Origin of the sequence: Shinella sp. G-2 (genome assembly GCF_050172695.1) — a bacterium.
Taxonomy (GTDB): domain Bacteria; phylum Pseudomonadota; class Alphaproteobacteria; order Rhizobiales; family Rhizobiaceae; genus Shinella.
Window position 1 is genome coordinate 84,465 of record NZ_JBBEYH010000009.1, and the last position, 15,728, is coordinate 100,192.

16 protein-coding genes are annotated in these 15,728 nt (G+C 64.0%); 10 read left to right on the forward strand and 6 right to left on the reverse strand.

What is annotated here, in order from left to right; all coding sequences use genetic code 11:
• Nucleotides 1–41: 41 nt before the first annotated feature.
• Entirely contained in the window at nucleotides 42–1,097 is a 1,056-nt protein-coding gene (locus V8U06_RS16150; protein WP_427141520.1) for an acyltransferase family protein, read from the reverse strand.
• Nucleotides 1,098–1,309: 212 nt separating this feature from the next.
• Between V8U06_RS16150 and V8U06_RS16155 the strand changes: the two genes are divergently transcribed.
• The 8 genes from V8U06_RS16155 (at nucleotide 1,310) to V8U06_RS16190 (ending at nucleotide 9,159) form a co-directional block, all read left to right on the forward strand.
• Nucleotides 1,310–1,525 carry a hypothetical protein gene (locus tag V8U06_RS16155; RefSeq protein WP_427141521.1) on the forward strand — a complete coding sequence of 72 codons (216 nt, stop codon included), beginning with the start codon at nucleotides 1,310–1,312 and terminating at the stop codon, nucleotides 1,523–1,525.
• Nucleotides 1,526–1,764: 239 nt separating this feature from the next.
• Nucleotides 1,765–2,766, forward strand: a complete 1,002-nt coding sequence (locus V8U06_RS16160; RefSeq protein WP_427141522.1) for a septal ring lytic transglycosylase RlpA family protein — start codon at nucleotides 1,765–1,767, stop codon at nucleotides 2,764–2,766.
• A 112-nt stretch (nucleotides 2,767–2,878) separates the two neighbouring features.
• Nucleotides 2,879–4,042, forward strand: a complete 1,164-nt coding sequence (locus V8U06_RS16165; protein WP_427141523.1) for a D-alanyl-D-alanine carboxypeptidase family protein — start codon at nucleotides 2,879–2,881, stop codon at nucleotides 4,040–4,042.
• Nucleotides 4,043–4,170: 128 nt separating this feature from the next.
• Complete coding sequence (tmk, locus tag V8U06_RS16170; protein WP_427141524.1) at nucleotides 4,171–4,854, forward strand: dTMP kinase; 684 nt, start codon at nucleotides 4,171–4,173, stop codon at nucleotides 4,852–4,854.
• Nucleotides 4,851–5,882 (forward strand): DNA polymerase III subunit delta', encoded by a 1,032-nt coding sequence (locus tag V8U06_RS16175; RefSeq protein ID WP_427141525.1) that lies wholly within the window; start codon nucleotides 4,851–4,853, stop codon nucleotides 5,880–5,882. Before tmk ends, V8U06_RS16175 begins: the two co-directional genes overlap by 4 nt.
• Before the next feature lie 112 nt (nucleotides 5,883–5,994).
• Nucleotides 5,995–7,545 carry a methionine--tRNA ligase gene (gene metG, locus V8U06_RS16180; protein ID WP_226919157.1) on the forward strand — a complete coding sequence of 517 codons (1,551 nt, stop codon included), beginning with the start codon at nucleotides 5,995–5,997 and terminating at the stop codon, nucleotides 7,543–7,545.
• 4 nt (nucleotides 7,546–7,549) lie between these two features.
• A complete protein-coding gene (locus V8U06_RS16185; protein WP_427141526.1) occupies nucleotides 7,550–8,329 on the forward strand; it encodes a TatD family hydrolase in 780 nt (259 codons plus the stop codon).
• A 2-nt stretch (nucleotides 8,330–8,331) separates the two neighbouring features.
• Entirely contained in the window at nucleotides 8,332–9,159 is an 828-nt protein-coding gene (locus V8U06_RS16190) for an MBL fold metallo-hydrolase (RefSeq protein WP_427141527.1), read from the forward strand.
• Here V8U06_RS16190 and V8U06_RS16195 read toward each other — a convergent pair.
• Both V8U06_RS16195 and V8U06_RS16200 read right to left on the reverse strand, forming a co-directional pair.
• Entirely contained in the window at nucleotides 9,147–10,100 is a 954-nt protein-coding gene (locus V8U06_RS16195; RefSeq protein WP_427141528.1) for a phosphoribosylaminoimidazolesuccinocarboxamide synthase, read from the reverse strand. The genes V8U06_RS16190 and V8U06_RS16195 overlap by 13 nt on opposite strands.
• A 971-nt stretch (nucleotides 10,101–11,071) precedes the next feature.
• Nucleotides 11,072–11,590 carry a hypothetical protein gene (locus V8U06_RS16200; protein ID WP_427141529.1) on the reverse strand — a complete coding sequence of 173 codons (519 nt, stop codon included), beginning with the start codon at nucleotides 11,588–11,590 and terminating at the stop codon, nucleotides 11,072–11,074.
• A gap of 313 nt (nucleotides 11,591–11,903) precedes the next feature.
• Here V8U06_RS16200 and V8U06_RS16205 point away from each other — a divergent pair, with 313 nt between their 5' ends.
• Both V8U06_RS16205 and V8U06_RS16210 read left to right on the forward strand, forming a co-directional pair.
• Nucleotides 11,904–12,431, forward strand: a complete 528-nt coding sequence (locus V8U06_RS16205; RefSeq protein WP_427141530.1) for a GNAT family N-acetyltransferase — start codon at nucleotides 11,904–11,906, stop codon at nucleotides 12,429–12,431.
• 184 nt (nucleotides 12,432–12,615) lie between these two features.
• On the forward strand, nucleotides 12,616–13,038 hold the full coding sequence (locus V8U06_RS16210) for a DUF4864 domain-containing protein (protein ID WP_226919149.1): 423 nt from the start codon (nucleotides 12,616–12,618) through the stop codon (nucleotides 13,036–13,038).
• Between the two features lie 17 nt (nucleotides 13,039–13,055).
• On the opposite strand, the gene tgt is transcribed toward V8U06_RS16210, so the two are convergent.
• From tgt to V8U06_RS16225, 3 genes are read right to left on the reverse strand one after another with little or no spacing between them, the layout of a single operon-like run.
• Nucleotides 13,056–14,186 carry a tRNA guanosine(34) transglycosylase Tgt gene (gene tgt / locus V8U06_RS16215; protein ID WP_427141531.1) on the reverse strand — a complete coding sequence of 377 codons (1,131 nt, stop codon included), beginning with the start codon at nucleotides 14,184–14,186 and terminating at the stop codon, nucleotides 13,056–13,058.
• On the reverse strand, nucleotides 14,183–15,250 hold the full coding sequence (gene queA / locus V8U06_RS16220) for a tRNA preQ1(34) S-adenosylmethionine ribosyltransferase-isomerase QueA (RefSeq protein ID WP_427141532.1): 1,068 nt from the start codon (nucleotides 15,248–15,250) through the stop codon (nucleotides 14,183–14,185). The genes tgt and queA overlap by 4 nt, the downstream gene beginning before the upstream one ends.
• A gap of 8 nt (nucleotides 15,251–15,258) precedes the next feature.
• On the reverse strand, nucleotides 15,259–15,708 hold the full coding sequence (locus V8U06_RS16225) for a DMT family transporter (RefSeq protein ID WP_226919146.1): 450 nt from the start codon (nucleotides 15,706–15,708) through the stop codon (nucleotides 15,259–15,261).
• Nucleotides 15,709–15,728: the final 20 nt, after the last annotated feature.

Below are 15,728 nucleotides of genomic sequence, written 5' to 3' on the forward strand. Positions count from 1 at the left end.
CGCAAAGCAGACATCTGACAGCGGCGTCCGATGCGGTTTTATCATCCCCGCGTTGGCAAGGCCCCCTCGGGTTTGCGTAACGCTGATTGCCCCTTCAAGTATCTGTTCAGCGGCGCCTCGACGAGAAGGTGGGCGAGAACGCCGGCGGCGGTGCAGAGCAGGGAGACGGCGATTACCGGAAGGAACTGGTGCAGGCCGCCGAGGGCGGTGGTCTTGAGGAGCCAGCCATAGGCGATCATACCGAAGATGTGGGTGAGACAGAGGGCGTAGGAGGCGTCTCCGAGGAGGAGCATGCCGCGCCCGGCAAGGCCGGTCGGGCGGCGCATGGAAAGGCTTGCGGCAACGATGGCCGTGGCGGGAAGGCCCCAGGCCAGAACACGCGCCCAGCCGTCGAGGCCCGCCGTCGAGACGGACGGGATCGCTAAAGGCGCGAACAGCGCGGCGGCTGCAGCGAGGGCGCCGAAGACGAGGACGGCGCGCCCCTGCGGGATTCTCGAGGCGAGGAGGGCGAGGGCGATGCCGAAGGAAAATTCGAGCATCACGGGGTTGGCGAGAAAGGGGACGTCGGCCAGCATGCCCGCGCCGAGCGTCAGGACGATGGCCGTGATCGAGAGGAGGGCGGTCATCGTCCTTGATGCGGAAAGCAGCGAGGCGGCGAAGAGGAGATAGAAGAAGACCTCGTAGCTGAGGGTCCAGGACACGTTGATGAGCGGATCGTTCGGCAGCAGCAGGGCGGATTGCACGATCTTGCCGGCGCTGATCGAATGGCTCTTCATGAAGCCCAGGAAGAAGGCGGCGCTCATGGCGATGAGGCAGAGCCAGTAGAACGGATAGATGCGCAGGAACCGGCGCTTGAGGAACGCTGCCGGGTTCAGCGGCGGGCGTGACGGCCGGAAGGCGGTGTGCAGAATGATGAAGCCGCTGATCACGAAGAAGATGTCGACGCCGACGGCGCCGCTGGTGGTCAGCCAGTCGGGGCTGAACCGGCCCGGGCTTCCGTTGGACATTTCAAGGGCATGATGAACGACCACGGCCAGCGCCGCGATGCCGCGCAGCACCTGAATGCCATGGATTTCGTCGGTTTCGGTGGCGCTCATGCTCGTTCCCCGGGGTCGGGAGAGGATTTTCACACCTCGGCGCGGAAGTAAAACGGATCGTTACTATAGTGTTAATGCGCCCGTGCCGGTGTGCCAGCCGGGCACACCCGGCTACAACTTTTCCCGACTTGTTGCTGACGCATTGTGCCCCTAGAATCCGCCTGCACCCGAAAGCAATGATGCCGGCTGGATGCGAACAAGGGGAGGCAGCAATGGATGTGCTTCGAGACCCCACGCATATCGGCATGTTCGAACCGCAGGATCTCGAGATCCTGAAAGGCGTGTTCACGCGGCTGACGGTATCCGAGAGTCCCCGCCTCGACGATGCGAAGGCCCGCTCGCTGGCCCGCTCGATCATCACGCTCTATCGCCATGGCGTACATGATCCGGACCGGATTTTCGACGTGCTGCAGGCCGAGGCCTCCTGACGCGAAAGCCGCTTTCGCGCCGGTCGCGCCCGCAGGGTTTGCGGCGGGCGTCTTAACCAACCGGAAACCATAAATCATCGAACCTGACCCCGGGCAGGCCGTCTACTCGCAATTTCGCCATCTTGTTGGCATGATTAACGCACTGTTATTTACTGAGTGGCATTGACGGCCGACTTGCAGGGGCAAGGCAGTTGGCTGGGACCGTCGGGGACAATAGCGGCGTGGGACACAAAATCTCTATGAAGAATGCGACCCGGTTCGGCATGGGCCTGAGGTTGCTGGCTATTCCGCTGGTTTGCGCGGGCCTCGCGGCCTGTGCGACGACGACATCCGCCCCCAAGAAGAAAGTCCGCAGCAAGGAGTTCTTCTCCGAAACCGAATATGGCGTGAAGGCAAGCCCGCGCGTCGTGGAGGAGGGCCAGATCGTGCCGAAGGGTGGCGGACGCTACCAGCTCGGCAAGGCCTATCAGGTTCGCGGCAAGTGGTACCTGCCGAAGGAAGAGCCCGGCTACAACAAGACCGGCCTTGCCTCCTGGTACGGCTCCGCCTTCCATGGCCGCCGCACGGCCAATGGCGAAGTCTACGACAAGTATCATCTGTCCGCCGCGCATCCGACCTTCCCGCTGCCGAGCTATGCGCGCGTCACCAATATGGAAAACGGCACGTCGGTCGTCGTGCGCGTCAACGACCGTGGCCCGTTCCATGAGGGACGCGTGATCGACGTGTCCTCCAAGACCGCTGATCTTCTCGACATGAAGCGCACCGGCACGGCCAAGGTGCGCGTGCAATATGTCGGCAAGGCGCCGCTCGAGGGCAACGACATGCCCTATCTGATGGCGTCCTACGTCACCAAGGGCTCGCGCGTGCCGGCCGTCGATCCGGGCGGCCAGATCGCGACCGGCGTGATGGTGGCCTCGGCCGACAGCAACGCGCTGCCGGGCGTCGGCGCGGAAGACAACGTGCTCAAGGTTCCCGCCGAGAGCACCATGACGGCGCTGGCCAAGACCCAGCCGACGACGGATGCCTTCCAGGCGATGGACACACAGTTCGTTCAGCTGCCGGAGATCGGCCCGCTGCCGATGGAGCGCCCGAATTTCGTTCCGCAGCTTTCCGCCGACCCGAGCTACGCCGCCGCCTATGCCGACGAGCGGGTGCGCGATGCGGCCGGCGCCTTCGATGCCATCCTGACCCTCGACGGCAAGCTGACGCCGCTTTCGGACCTTGCCGGCAACGCCGGCTGACGGGCGGGCCGTTCGGCCCGCGCAAGGCTGTTTGCCTATGGGTATTGGTCCCCGCGCAAAGCTGTTTGCGCAATGGTCCCCGCTGTGGGAGTGTGCGGCAACCGGAGTCGCCATGCCTGTCCGCCTAGCCGCCAGCCTTCTCTTCCTTCTTTCCCTTTTCGCCGTCGCGCATGCCCAGTCGGCCGCGCCGCAGGCAGGTTTCGACGTCAAGGCGAAGCAGGTCTACCTGATCGAGGCGGAGACCGGCACGGTGCTGTTCGCACGGGGCGAGGACGATGCGGTGCCCGCCGCCTCGCTCGCCAAGCTCATGACGGCCGCCACGGTGTTCAAGGCGCTCGCCGCCGGCGAAATCACGCCCGACACGCAATACCCCGTCACGGAATATGCCTGGCGGACCGGCGGCGCGCCGTCCCGCACCTCCACCATGTTCGCGGCGCTGAAATCCTCGGTGCGGGTGGAAGATCTCGTGCGCGGCGTGACGGTGCAGTTCGCCAACGATGCCTGCATCATCCTGGCCGAGGGCATGGCCGGCTCCGAGGCCGCCTTCGCCGAACGGATGACCAAGGAGGCGCGCGCCCTTGGCCTTGTCAAATCCACCTTCGCCAATGCCACCGGCCTGCCGAACCCCACCAACAAGGTCACGATGCGCGAGATGGTGACGCTCGCCCGCCACCTGCAGACGACCTATCCCGACGCGATGCGCTACTATCTCGAACCGGAATTCGAGTGGAACAAGATCAGGCAGCGCAACCGCAATCCGCTGCTGGCGCTGAACATCGGCGTCACGGGCTTCGTGACGGGTTTTTCGGAGGAGGGCGGCTATTCCATCGTCGCCAGCGTGAACCGGGACGGCAAGCACCTGCTGCTGGCCATGGGAGGCCTCGAAAACGACAAGGTGCGCGTCGAGGAATCCCGCCGCATCATCGAATGGGCGCTGTCCTCCTTCGAGCGGCGTACGCTGTTCAAGGAAGGCGAGACCATCGCCGACGCCAGCGTCTATGGCGGCGATACCTCCACCGTGCCGCTGGTCGCGGGGGAGCATGTGGATGTCTTCCTGCCGAAGGACAATTCGCAGCGCCTCGTGGCGCGCGTCGTCTACACCTGGCCGGTGCGCGCGCCGGTGCAGCCGGGGCAGGCGGTGGGCACGCTGAAGATCTGGAACGACAAGCAGCTGCTGCGCGAAGTGCCGGTCAAGACGGCCGGCACGGTGGGCGAGGGCACCTTGCGCGCCCGCGCGCTCGATGCGCTGATCGAGCTGTTCTTCTTCTGGATATGACCGGGCAGGGTGGGGCGAAAAGCATTTCGCCGGCCGAAAACATCGGCTAGTAGTGATTTGACTCGCCGGCCCCGGCCGGGTTTCCTGGAAAGAGCCGCTGCGGCGGCCAGCATAACGGAAGTTGGGATTTGTCGGCCGCACCCGGTTTGTTTGTCACATTTGAAGGCGGCGAAGGCGCCGGAAAGTCGACGCAGATCCGGCTTCTGGCCGAGGCCCTGCGGGCGCGCGGCTTTACCGTTCTGACGACGCGCGAGCCCGGCGGCTCGAAGGGAGCGGAGGCCGTGCGCCATGTGCTCCTTTCCGGCGCGGCCGAGCCCTATGGCATCCGCATGGAGGCCGCGCTTTTCGCCGCCGCGCGCAGCGACCATGTCGAACAGGTCATCCGTCCGGCGCTGTCGGCCGGCACCATCGTCCTGTGCGACCGCTTCATGGATTCCTCGCGCGTCTACCAGGGCATCACCGGCAATCTGGAGCCCGCCTTCGTCGAGGCGCTGGAGCGCGTGGCGATCAACGGCGTCGTGCCGGACTGTACCGTCATCTTCGATCTTCCGGCTGCCGTCGGTCTGGAGCGTGCCCGCCGGCGCGCCGCGGGACTGGACGCCAACGAGGCGCCCGACCGGTTCGAGAAGGAAGAGCTGGAAACCCACGAGAAGCGCCGCGAGGCCTTTCTCGACATCGCCGAGCGCGAACCCCTGCGCTGCCGCGTGATCGACGCGGCCAGGCCGCAGGAAGCCGTCGCCGCCGAGGTCCTCGCCATCGTCGAGCCCCTGCTGCCCGTCGGCGCGCATGGCCACCCGGAGCGCGTCTCGTGAGCGAGGACAGGCCCGGCATTCTCGACGGCGCCGTGCACCCGGCCGAGCAGACGAAGCTCTTCGGTCATGCGGCCGCCGAGGAATTCCTCGCGCGCTCCTATCGCTCCGGCAAGGGCCACCACGCCATCCTCGTCGAAGGGCCGGAAGGCATCGGCAAGGCGACGCTGGCCTTCCGCTTCGCCAACCATGTGCTGCATCACCCGGAGCCGGCAGACGCGCCGGAGGCGATCGCCGATCCGAACCCGGCCTCCGCCATCACGCGCCAGCTTGCGGCGGGCGCATCGCACAATCTGCTGCATCTCACCCGCCCGGTGGACGAGAAGACCGGCAAGGTGAAATCGGCCATCACGGTGGACGAGGTCCGCAGGGCCGGCAAGTTCCTGGCGCAGACCTCCGGCACCGGCAACTGGCGCATCGTCATCATCGATCCGGCGGACGATCTCAACCGCAACGCCGCCAACGCCATCCTGAAAATCCTCGAGGAGCCGCCGAAGCGCTCGCTCTTCCTGGTGCTGACCCATGCCCCCGGCAAGCTGCTGCCGACGATCCGTTCGCGCTGCCTGCCGCTCGCCCTGTCGCCGCTGTCGGAGACCGATCTTGCCGCCGCGCTGGACAGTCTCGGCGCGGCACCCTCGGGCGCGCGGGCAGGCGAGGTGCTGGCCGCCGCCCATGGCAGCGTCTCGCAGGCGCTGAAGCTGGTGAACTATGGCGGCTTCGATATCGTCGAGGCCTTCCGCGCCATCGTCGAGGCGCCGGCCGAACCGCCGCGCCGCGACGTACACAAGCTGGCCGACGTGCTGTCGGCGAAGGACAGCGACACGGTCTTCTCCTTCTTCTGCCAGCACGCCGCCGACTTCGTGACCGACGCCGCCCGCGCGGCCGCCCTTGCCGGCGACATCGGCCGCGCCGACCGCCTGGCCCATCTTTCCTCCCAGCTTGCCGAGCGCATCGCCATCGCCCAGGGCTACAATCTCGACCGCAAGCAGACGATCATCAGCGTGCTGGACGATATCCGCGCCGCGCTGTAGCCACCGACCGAAAACCCAGACGGTAACCCGAACGGAAACTTGCTGTTTCCCTCCGCGTCCGCATGGTCTAATACCTTGCGGCATTGCACAACCGAAGACAGAACGCACTCCCATGACCGACACGTCCCGCTTCTACATCACCACCGCCATTTCCTATCCGAACGGCAAGCCGCATATCGGCCACGCCTACGAGCTCATCGCGACGGATGCCATGGCGCGCTACCAGCGGCTCGACGGACGCGACGTCTTCTTCCTGACCGGCACGGACGAGCACGGCCAGAAGATGCAGCAGACCGCACGCAAGGAAGGCATCACGCCGCGTGAATTGGCCGATAAGAATTCGAAAGAATTCAAAGATATGGCCGTTCTTCTTAATGCGTCGAACGATGATTTTATCCGCACCACCGAAGAGCGCCACTACGAGGCCTGCGCCGAAATCTGGCGCCGCATGGCCGCCAATGGCGACATCTACAAGGGCGGTTATGCCGGCTGGTATTCCGTGCGCGACGAAGCCTACTACCAGGAAGGCGAGACGGAGCTGCGCGACGATGGCGTGCGCTACGGCCCCCAGGGCACGCCCGTCGAATGGGTGGAGGAGGAGAGCTACTTCTTCCGCCTCTCCGCCTATCAGGACAGACTCCTGAAGCACTATGAGGAGAACCCCGATTTCATCGGTCCGGCCGAGCGCCGCAACGAGGTGATCTCCTTCGTGAAATCCGGCCTCAAGGATCTCTCGGTCTCGCGCACGACCTTCGACTGGGGCATTCCGGTTCCGGGCGATCCGGCCCATGTCATGTATGTCTGGGTCGACGCGCTGACCAACTACGTCACCGCGACCGGCGCCCTGACCGATCCGGATGGCCCGCGCGCCAAGTACTGGCCGGCGAGCATCCACATCATCGGCAAGGACATCATCCGCTTCCACGCCGTCTACTGGCCGGCGTTCCTGATGTCGGCCGGCCTGCCGCTGCCCGAGCGCGTCTTCGCCCACGGCTTCCTGCTCAACAAGGGCGAGAAGATGTCGAAGTCGCTCGGCAACGTGGTCGACCCGGTCAATCTGGTGAACCATTTCGGCCTCGACCCGATCCGCTACTTCTTCCTGCGCGAAGTCTCCTTCGGCCAGGACGGCAGCTATAGCGAGGAGGGCATCGCGACCCGCATCAACTCCGACCTTGCCAACGGCATCGGCAACCTCGCCAGCCGCTCGCTGTCGATGATCGTCAAGAACTGCGACGGCAAGGTGCCGGAGTGCGGCGATCTCAGCGATGCCGACAAGGCGATGCTCGCCTCCGTCGATGCGCTGCATGCCATCACCCGCGAGGAAATGGGCAAGCAGCAGATCCACAAGGCGCTGGCCGCGATCATCGCCGTCGTCTCCGAGGCCGACCGCTACTTCGCCGGCGAAGCCCCGTGGGCGCTGAAGAAGACCGATCCGGTCCGCATGGGCACCGTGCTCTACGTGACGGCGGAAGTCGTGCGCCAGATCGCGATCCTCCTGCAGCCCTTCATGCCGAAGTCCAGCCGCAAGCTGCTCGACCTCGTTGCCGCGCCGGTCGAAAAGCGCGACTTCGCGGCGCTGGGCGAGGCGGGTCGTCTCGTCAGCGGCACGCCGCTGGAAGCGCCGACGCCGGTCTTCCCGCGCTACGTCGCGCCCGAGGCCTGACGCCGTGCTGATCGACACCCATTGCCATCTGGATTTTCCGGATTTCGAGGCGGAGCGCGACGATATCGTCGCGCGGGCGCATGCGGCCGGCGTGAAGCAGATGATCACCATCTCGACGCGGGTGCGCAAGTTCCCGGCGATCCTGGCGATCGCGGAACGCTATCCCTCGGTGTTCTGCTCGGTCGGCACGCATCCGCACAATGCGGATGAGGAACTGGACATCACGGTCTCCGAACTGGTCGAACTCTCCAGGCATCCGCGCGTGGTGGCGATCGGCGAGGCGGGTCTCGACTATTTCTACGACAACGCGCCGCGCGAGGCGCAGGCCATCGGCCTGCGCAATCACATCGCCGCCGCCCGCGAAACCGGCCTGCCGCTGGTCATCCACAGCCGTTCGGCCGATGAGGACATGGCGGCTATCCTGACCGAGGAAACGGGGAAGGGGGCATTCCCCTTCCTGCTGCACTGCTTCTCCTCCGGCGCGGACCTGGCGCGCGTCGGCGTCGACCTCGGCGGCTATGTCTCCTTCTCGGGCATCCTGACCTTCCCAAAATCGGAAGAGCTGCGCGCCATCGCCAGGACCGTGCCGCTGGAGCGCATGCTGGTGGAAACCGACGCGCCCTACCTTGCGCCCAAGCCGTTCCGCGGCAAGCGCAACGAGCCGGCCTATACGGCGCATACGGCGGCGGTGCTTGCCGAAACCGTCGGCGTCAGCGCGGACGAGATCGCCCGCATCACCACCGAAAACGCCTTCCGCATCTTCTCCAAGATGCCGCGGGTGTAGCCGTGGCCTATACGCGGCGCTTCACCATTCTCGGCTGCGGCTCGTCTCCGGGCGTGCCGCGCATCACCGGGGACTGGGGCGCCTGCGATCCCGCCAATCCGAAGAACCGCCGCACCCGCGCCGCCTTCCTCGTCGAGCAGATCGGGCCGCAGGGCAAGACGACCGTCGTCATCGATACGGGGCCGGATTTCCGCACGCAGATGATCGCCGCCGGCGTGACGAGCATCGACGCGGTGCTCTACACCCATCCGCATGCCGACCACATCCACGGCATCGACGACATCAGGGGCTTCGTGCTGCAGAACCACCAGCAGGTGCCGATCTGGGCGGACGAGGCGACGATGGAGCGCATCCGCGAGGGCTTCGGCTATTGCCTGAAGACGCCGGCCGGCAGCATGTATCCGCCCATCGTGACGGAGAACCTGATTGCGCCGATGGACGCGCCTGTCGTCATCGAAGGGGCAGGGGGCGCCATCACGTTCCAGCCCCTCCTCCAGGTCCACGGTTCGATCCATTCGCTCGGCTTCCGCATCGGCGACGTCGCCTATTGCAGCGATATCAGCGACTTTCCCGAAGAGACCGTTCCGCGCCTTGCCGGCCTCGACAGGCTGATCATCGACGCCCTGCAATACCGCTACCATTCGAGCCACCTGTCGCTCAGCCAGGCGCTGGAATGGATCGAGCGGCTGAAGCCGGCGCGCGCCATCCTCACCCATATGCACGTGCCGCTCGACTACGACACCGTGCAAAAGGAAACGCCGGATCACGTGGAACCGGCGTTCGATGGTCTCAGCTTCGAGATCGCGCTTTCCGCCGGTCAGCTGAAATAGGGCTTCAGATTGGTGCGGATACGGTCGAGAACCGTGGCGCCAGAAAGATCAGGCGCAAAGGCCTTTCCGGTAATCTGTTCAAAGGCTTGTATGTAAACCTTCGAGGTCTGCTCGATGAGATCGCGCGGGATTTCCGGGATCGGGTCCTTGTAGGGGTCGCAGCGCTCCGTGACCCAGGCGCGCACGAAATCCTTGTCGAAGCTCGCCGGGCGGCCGCCCTTGGCGAAGCTCTCTTCGTAGCTGTCGGCGATCCAGTAGCGGCTGGAATCCGGCGTGTGGATTTCGTCGGCCAGCACGATGCGGCCGTCCTTGTCCGTGCCGAATTCGTATTTGGTGTCGACGAGGATGAGCCCGCGTTCGGCCGCACGCGCCTGTCCACGCGCAAAGAGCGCCAGCGCATAGCGCGACACCGTTTCCCACTGTTCCGCCGTCAGCAGGCCCTGGGCGAGGATCTCTTCGCCCGAGAGCGGTTCGTCATGGCCGCCGTCGAAAGCCTTGCTGGTGGGCGTGATGATCGGCGCGGGAAGCTTCTCGTTGTCCTTCAGGCCATCCGGCAGCGTGATGCCGTACATCTGCCGCTCGCCCTTGCGGTATTTCGTCAGGATCGAGGTGCTGGTCGTGCCGGCGAGATAGCCGCGCACCACGATCTCGACGGGCAGGATATCGAGCCGCGTGCCGATCACGACGTTCGGGTCCGGATAGGACAGGACGTGGTTGGGGCAGATGTCGGCGGTTTCCTCGAACCAGTAGCGCGCCGTTTCGGTGAGCACCTGGCCCTTGAAGGGAATGGACGTCAGGATGACGTCGAAGGCGCTGAGCCGGTCCGTCGCGATGATGATGCGGCTGCCGTCCGGCAGGTCGTAATTCTCGCGAACCTTGCCCTTGTAGCGGTTCGGCAGTTCCGGGATATGGGCGTCGGAGAGAATGCGCAAATCGCTCATCGTGCAGGCTTTCGCTGTTGGTTCCGTCTGCCGTTTCGCTTACGGCCCCTGATGGTTCGCGGTCAAGGCGGAATCGCGGGCAGGGGGCGCGTTACCGCTCCGGCGCTGGCCGCGGCAGGGCCGTCTTCAGCGCCCGATTGCGCTCGGGAACAGATCGCGCCAATCACTTTTCGTAAGCGCTGCGCCCATGGTCCAGAACGCAACTCCCGTAACCAGCGTCTGATTGCCAATATCCGGAGGAGTTCACATTCGAATGTCACTGCTTGCCAGAAAAGTCCTGACGGAGCAAAGGACGAACTATGGCCGCGAAGACTTGAAGTGATCGAACGTTGTTTCGAATTTCCCGATGAGCCGCGCTTCAAGCCGTGCATTGAGGGGCGTGAGGCCCAGTTCGTGGTTCTTCCTATGCGCAGCGAACAAGGTCTTTACACTCGAAGACTCTGCGGTTCCCACGAAATACCGATCACCCTTGTAAACATCGTTCAGCAGCCCCAAGAATGAGCGTCCTAGGGCAATCCCAATACCGGAGTTCAAATAATACTTGCATTCGACGGCGAGCACGAGCTTGCTGCTACGAGGTTCGACATTCTCGGCACGGCAGATGTCAGCCTCGCTCTTGTAGAGCACTGCGACATCGCACTCGTGCGCGATATGGGAGCGACCTGCGACATAAATGCCAACGTGAGCCTCTAATGTGGGCCGCCCTGGGAAGTCGATCTCGGCGTGGCAGAAGTCATGAGCTCGCGACGAGATGTTCGAAGGAGACGTTCTGAACCAGAAGCTTACCGGACTTCTTCCGTGTCTGTTTCGGAACCTAATCGTCGCGCCTTCATTACGTGCGGCTCTCAATACGAGGGCCCAGATGTAGGCCTCGTAAAGATCGTACCCGGCTGATGCGCTATTCAGATTGGCTTTAGGAAGACCTGCAAGCGCGGCGTCGATCTCGGACAATAAATTTGGACGTAGTGGCATTAAACAGTGACCTCGAGTGATTTGGCCAGTCCGGTTCGGATCTCGTTGATAAGCGCCTCCAGCGTCGATGTTTCGCTCAATGTCGTGGCGAGCTCGGCAGAGGTTACGGTCCTTGTCGGAGCGCTTACAACATCATTGCCAAACAGCAGAACGCCATCAAACTCATCAATGTCCAGCCCCTCCAGTGAGTTGATGATCTCGGCCGCCATCTGAACAGGTGCGACGACGGACATCTCGACGCCGCGAAGCAAAATTTCAAGCTTCTCGCGACCGGAGAAATCCTGTCTTTGAATGAATTCCGCACTCGATGAGCTTCCTGGTCGGCGACCAGCAACAGGATCAACAATTTCCCGCTCTCCAGGCACTTTAAGCTTGATTGAAACAGGCTTCCCAGCCTCAATTTCCGCCAGTATAGGGGTCAAATAATCGTCTCGTCCCTGCAGCTCATCCGTATCTTTTCGCGACATTAGGATCGTAACCAGCTGATCGTACAGGGCTTCCACTTCGTCTTCATCCATCGTCACACCGTCGGCTCACAGTAAGTTGCACTCTTATTGGAAACTCTATCTCGACGAGCGAAAACCTCAAGCGACTTCAATCGTTTCCACAGGAGTTGGTGCTTCCGAATTGTCGCTTGCTGCGAGGAGTTGAGGAATGCGATTGTGAGTTTCATCCTCCCCAATAGTTCCATAATCTATCTTATGCGATATTTGTCCGGCTGGCTTTGACGCCCGTTCCATAGTAGATGATGGCAGCGAAATCGGCGTCTCCTGCCCGGCCGGAAATGTCCGATTGCGTCCCGCCCTTGTTTCATTCCCAAATGATATTGCGATGTTCGATATACCCGTTCTCGAAACCGACCGCCTCATCCTGCGCGGCTTCCAGCTTGATGATTTCGATGCCCTGATCGCCATGTGGGCGCTGCCCGAAACCGTGCGCTACATCGGCGGCGTGCCGCAGACGCGCGAACAGACATGGATGCGGCTGCTGCGCCATATCGGCATGTGGAACGCCATGCAGTTCGGCTTCTGGGCCGTGACCGACAAGGCGTCCGGTGACGTCATCGGTCAGGCCGGCTTCCACGAGATGCGGCGCGACCTCACCCCCAGCATCGAGAATACGCTGGAGGCCGGCTGGGGCCTGCTGCCCGAATACCAGGGCCGCGGCTATGCCAGCGAAGCGCTGCAGGCCGCCCTGGACTGGGCGGCCAGGACCTATCCGGAAAAGGCGATCACCTGCATCATCGATCCGGAGAATACGGCCTCGATCCGCCTTGCCGAACGGCACGGCTTCCGGGAAATCGCCCGCTCGGCCTATCAGAATTCAGGGGTCGTCGTCCTGCGCAGGACCGAGATGTAGCGCGGCCCATGCCGTGCACCCTACCCTGCGCAAATATGATCACTTACTTTTAAAAACACGTATAAAATATTGTTTTAAAATGGAATATTCTAGTTTGTAAAATACTGAAGGGTGCGTGAATTCCACCGCGACCCAATGCCGTCAGGCATGGTATTCTGGCATCTTCGGAAAAGGAGTGTGCGCCATGAAAATGCCTGCCGCCGTGTTCCTTTGCGTTTCCCTGCCGCTGATCTGGCTTGCCGATGCCCGGGCCGAAGAGCCCGTCGATACCGTGCGGGGCATTATCCAGAACCAGATCGCTGCCTTCCTCAACGACGATGCCGAGGCCGCCTATTCCTTTGCCTCGCCGACCATCCGCGGAAAGTTTCCGACACAAGACGCCTTCTTCGACATGGTGAAGAAGGGCTACGGTCCGGTCTACCGTCCCGGCAATTTCGCCTTCGGCCGGTCGAAGATCGACGGCGGCACGGTGATGCAGGAAGTGCTGATCTCCGGTCCCGACGGCAAGGACTGGACGGCGCTTTACCAGGTCGTGCAGCAGCCGGACGGCAGCTACAAGATCAACGGCGTCTACATGGTGCGCGCCGCGCCGGGCCCGGAAATCTGATACGGGTCTGAAACCGCTCAGAGCGGGGCGAGATCGCCCCTCGCCCACATCTCCTGCGTTTCCGCCATGAAGTCGGCGAAACGGCCCTCTTCGATCGCTTTGCGAATACCGGCCATCAGGTCCTGGTAGTAGGAAAGGTTGTTCCAGGTCAGCAGCATGCCGCCGAGGGATTCGTTGGCGCGGATGAGATGGTGCAGGTAGGCGCGCGAATAATCGCGAGCGGCCGGGCAGCTCGATTCCTCGTCGAGCGGACGCATGTCCTCCGCATGGCGGGCATTGCGCAGGTTGATGCGGCCGCGCCGCGTGAAGGCAAGGCCGTGACGGCCGGAACGGGTCGGCATCACGCAGTCGAACATGTCGATGCCGCGCGCGACGGATTTCAGCATGTCGTCGGGCGTGCCGACGCCCATCAGGTAGCGCGGCTTCTCGAAGGGCATGTGCGGAATGGTCGTGTCGATCATGTCGAGCATGACCTCCTGCGGCTCGCCCACGGCAAGGCCGCCGATGGCATAGCCCTTGAGGTCGAGACCGGCGAGCGCCTCGGCCGAGCGCACGCGCAGATGCGGGATGTCGCCGCCCTGCACGATGCCGAACATCGCCTTGCCCGGCTGGTCGCCGAAGGCCACCTTGCAGCGCTCGGCCCAGCGCAGCGACATTTCCATGGCGCGCTCGATTTCCTTCGGCGAGGCCGGCAGCGCCACGCATTCGTCCAGCTGCATCTGGATATCGCTGTCGAGCAGGCCCTGGATCTCGATGGAGCGCTCCGGCGACATATGGTGCAGCGCGCCGTCGACATGGCTCTTGAAGGTGACGCCCTGCTCGTCCAGCTTGCGCAGGCCCGAGAGCGACATGACCTGGAAGCCGCCCGAATCCGTGAGGATCGGGTGCGGCCAGCGGATCAGTTCATGCAGGCCGCCGAGACGCGCCACGCGCTCCGGACCGGGGCGCAGCATCAGGTGATAGGTGTTGCCGAGAATGATGTCGGCGCCGAGTTCGCGCACCTGGTCGAGATACATCGCCTTGACCGTGCCCACCGTGCCGACGGGCATGAAGGCCGGCGTGCGGATCGTGCCGCGCGGCATGGAGACCTCGCCGCGACGGGCCTTGCCATCGGTGGCGAGAAGCTTGAACTGGAAGGTTTCGGTCATCGGTGGTCCCGGAAAAGCAGGCTGGAGTCGCCGTAGGAATAGAAGCGGTAGCCGGTCGAGATGGCATGGGCATAGGCCTCGCGCATGGTCTCGAGGCCGGAGAAGGCCGAGACGAGCATGAAGAGCGTCGATTTCGGCAGGTGGAAATTGGTCATCAGCATGTCGGCGGTGCGGAAGCGGTAGCCGGGCGTGATGAAGATGCCGGTCGCGCCCGACCAGGGCTGGATCGTACCGTCAGGATCGGCGGCGCTTTCGAGAAGGCGCAGCGAGGTCGTGCCGACCGAGACGATGCGCCCGCCCCTCGCCTTCACGGCGTTGAGCGCATCCGCCGTCTCCTGCGAGACATAACCGATCTCCTCGTGCATGACGTGTTCGGTCGTGTCATCCGCCTTGACCGGCAGGAAGGTGCCGGCGCCGACATGCAGCGTCACGAAATGCCGCTCGACGCCGAGCGCGTCAAGTTTTTCGAAAAGCGCGTCGGTGAAGTGCAGGCCGGCGGTGGGCGCCGCGACGGCGCCCTCCTCGCGGGCATAGATCGTCTGGTAGTCCTTGCGGTCCGCCTCGTCGTCGGCGCGCTTGGAGGCGATGTAGGGCGGCAGCGGAATGTGGCCGACCGTGGCGATGGCGCGGTCGAGATCGGGGCCGGAGGCGTTGAAATGCAGGGTGACTTCCCCGCCATCGCCCTTTTCCTCGACGATGGCCGAAAGGGTCTCCTCAGGGCCGAAGGTGATGCGGTCGCCGAGCTTGATGCGCTTGCCCGGCTTGGCGAAGGCCTTCCAGCGGTCGCCGGCAATGCGCATGTGCAGCGTCGCGGACACCTTCTGGCCGCCTGCCCCGTCGCGATGGCGGATGCCTTCGAGCTGGGCGGGAATGACGCGCGTATCGTTGAAGACCAGCGCGTCGCCGGCCTGCAGCAGCGACGGCAGATCGCCGACGGTGCGGTTCGCATAGGGCGTTTCGGTTCCCGGCTGCACGACGAGCAGCTTCGCCGCCTCGCGCGGCGTCACGGGGCGCAGCGCGATATTGTCTTCCGGCAGATCGAAATCGAAAAGGTCGACGCGCATGAGGGCTCTCAGAGGAAGCGGATCATCAGCGCGCCGCCGACGAGCAGCACCGCGCCGGCGATGCGGCCCATCGAGACTTCACGGACGGCCATGCCGAGGAAGCCCATGCGGTCGAGCAGGATGCCGGCAAGAAGCTGGCCGGAAACGGCGAAGGCCATGACGGCGGCCGCGCCGATGCGCGGCGTCAGGAAGATCGCGGTCGTGACATAGATCGTGCCCAGCGCGCCGCCGGCGATGTAGAGCCAGAGATCGGGGCCGCGCCAGTCCGGCGCCCGGCCCTCGAAGGCGGAGGTCGCGAACATCACGAGGGCCAGCACGAGCGCACCCGAGAAGAACGAAACGAAGGCCGCCGCGACGGGCATGCCCAGCCCGCGGCCGAGCAGCGCATTGATGGGAGCCTGAATTGCGATGCACGCGCCGGCCGCAATGCCGAGCAGCGCCCAGAGGAATGCAGCCATATCGCCGGTCCTTGAAAAGC